Annotated in this window: 2 protein-coding genes; both read left to right on the top strand. The window is 63.8% G+C overall.

All coding sequences use genetic code 11. The features are described from left to right. A partial coding sequence (locus tag EN893_RS27655; protein ID WP_164901158.1) for a methylmalonyl-CoA mutase occupies window positions 1-1,165 on the top strand: 1,165 nt, incomplete at its 5' end. Further along, a partial coding sequence (scpA, locus tag EN893_RS27650) for a methylmalonyl-CoA mutase (protein WP_128361939.1) occupies window positions 1,162-2,763 on the top strand: 1,602 nt, incomplete at its 3' end. The genes EN893_RS27655 and scpA, both read left to right, overlap by 4 nt.

The raw sequence follows: 2,763 nt of genomic DNA, 5'->3' as shown, positions 1-2,763 counted from the left end.
GGGTGCCACGGGATTGTCGCTGGTCTTCGAGGGGGCGCCGAACGCGTTCGGATACGGCTTGCCGAGAACGGCGGAGGCGTTGGAGGCGGTGCTGGACGGCATTCCGCTCAACCGCATCCAGGTTCGTATCGACGCCCATCCCTGGAGCCGCGCCGTGGCCGACTGGCTGGTCGCTTTCCTGAGCAAGCGGCGGTCGGACCCGGCAAAACTCAACCTCTCCTTCGGCATCGATCCAGCAGCGATCTTCGCGGGAACCGGTCGGCTGCGCATGTCGATCGAGGCGCTGCGGGCCTCCATGCCGCAGTCGCTGGCGCATTTCTTCGCGATGGGCGTTCCGGGCGTGCTGCTGGAAGCTGACGGGCGCGTGTTCCACAATGCCGGCGCCACGGAAGCGCAGGAACTTGGCATCATGCTGGCTTCGGCTGTCTCCTACCTCAGAATGTTCGAGACGGCGCGGCAGCCGCTTGTCTATGCCGCACCTCATATCGGTTTTGCACTCAGCGTCGACCAGGACCAGTTGCTCTCGATAGCCAAGATGCGGGCGCTGCGCAGGCTCTGGGCGCGGGTGCAGGAGGCTTGTTCGATCCCGACATCCACGGCCAGTATCCATGCCGAGACGTCGTTTCGCATGATGACGGCGATGGACCCGGAGACCAACATCCTGCGCACCACCATTGCATGCTTTGCCGCGGCGTGCGGCGGCGCCGATTCGATCTCCATCCTGCCGCACACGATCGCGCACGGTCTGCCGGCGGGTTTTGCCCGTCGTGTTGCCCGCAACACGCAGCTGATCATGGCCAATGAAAGCCATATCGATCATGTCACCGATCCCGCCTATGGTTCCGGCGCTGTGGAAGCGCTGACCGCGGAATTGTGCGAACTGGCCTGGGCGGAGTTGCAGACGATCGAAGCCGAGGGCGGTGTCCTGTCCAGCCTTCAGGACGGACACATCCAGAAGCGCGTTCACGCAGCGGCGGAGCAGCGCAATGCAGCCTACCGCACAGGTGAACGGGCCATCATCGGCACCACGCTCTATCCATCGAAGAACGAACGCCCCGTCGAGACGCTGGCGGCGGAACGGCGACCGGCCTTCACCGAAGGCGTTGCCGTTTGCGAGCCGCTGTTTCCAGTCCGCGTCGACCAATCGATCGGAGCCGGCTCTTGATCCCGGACTTCGGCCAGATCGGCTGGGTCCCGCCACGCCGCACGCCTGTCGAGGTCAAAGGCCAGCGGACCACGCCGGAAGGGCTCATTGCCAAGCATCTGTACAATCAAAGCGACCTCAAGGGGTTGCCGCATCTCGACACCTATCCCGGCCTGCCACCCTTCGTGCGCGGCCCCTACCCGACCATGTATGTCCAGCAGCCCTGGACGATCCGGCAATATGCCGGTTTCTCGACGGCCGAAGATTCCAACGCCTTTTACCGGCGCAACCTTGCCGCCGGCCAGAAGGGGCTGTCGGTCGCCTTCGATCTCGCCACGCATCGCGGCTATGACAGCGACCATCCGCGTGTTGCCGGCGATGTCGGCATGGCGGGCGTCGCCATCGATTCCATCCTCGACATGCGGCAGCTCTTCGACGGCATTCCGCTCGACGAGATGACGGTATCGATGACGATGAACGGCGCGGTGCTGCCGATCATGGCGCTTTACATCGTCGCCGCGGAAGAACAGGGCGTTGCACAGAGGGATCTCGCCGGGACCATTCAGAACGACATTTTGAAGGAGTTCATGGTCCGCAACACCTACATCTATCCGCCAAAGCCTTCGATGCGGATCGTGTCGGACATCTTCTCATACACATCGAAGAACATGCCGAAGTTCAATTCGATATCGATCTCCGGCTATCACATGCAGGAGGCCGGCGCGACGGCCGACCTTGAGCTCGCCTACACGATCGCCGATGGCATCGAATATGCCCGCGCCGGCGTCGCGGCGGGCCTCGACATCGACCGCTTTGCGCCTCGCCTGTCCTTCTTCTGGGCCATCGGCATGAATTTCTTCATGGAAGTCGCCAAGCTGCGGGCCGCGCGCCTGTTGTGGGCGACCCTGATGCAGAAGAATTTTTCGCCCAAGGACGAGCGCTCGCTGTCGCTGCGCACCCATTGCCAGACTTCTGGCTGGTCGCTGACAGCGCAGGATCCCTACAACAACATTGTCCGCACCATGATCGAGGCGATGGCGGCAACGCAGGGCCACACCCAGTCGCTGCACACCAATTCCTTCGACGAGGCGATGGCGCTGCCGACCGACCACTCGGCGCGGATCGCCCGCAACACCCAGCTCATCCTCCAAAAGGAATCCGGCACCACGCGCATCATCGACCCGTGGGGCGGTTCGGCCTATCTCGAACGGCTGACGCATGATCTGGCGGCGCGCGCTCTTGCCCATATCGAGGAGGTCGAGGCGCTCGGCGGCATGGCGGCGGCGACCGAACAGGGCATTCCCAAGCTGCGCATCGAGGAAGCCGCCGCGCGCACGCAGGCGCGGATCGATTCCGGCGAGCAGATGCTGGTCGGCGTCAACGCCCATCGGCCCGAGACCGACATCGAGGTCGACGTGCTGAAGATCGACAATGCCGAGGTCAGGGCCCGGCAATTGTCGAAGCTGCAACGGCTGAAGGGCACGCGCGACGTCGCCGCCGTCGAAAGCGCGCTCGATGAGCTGACCCGTGCCGCGCAAGGCAATGAAAACCTGCTGGAATTCGCCATCCGAGCGGCGCGCGCCAATGCCACGGTCGGCGAGATTTCATTCGCGTTGGAA

It is taken from the genome of Mesorhizobium sp. M7A.F.Ca.CA.004.04.2.1 (assembly GCF_004022825.1).
In the GTDB taxonomy this organism is placed as follows: Bacteria; Pseudomonadota; Alphaproteobacteria; order Rhizobiales; family Rhizobiaceae; genus Mesorhizobium.
Note: the sequence above shows the minus strand (reverse complement) of the source record. Positions and strands in the feature narration are given on the sequence as shown.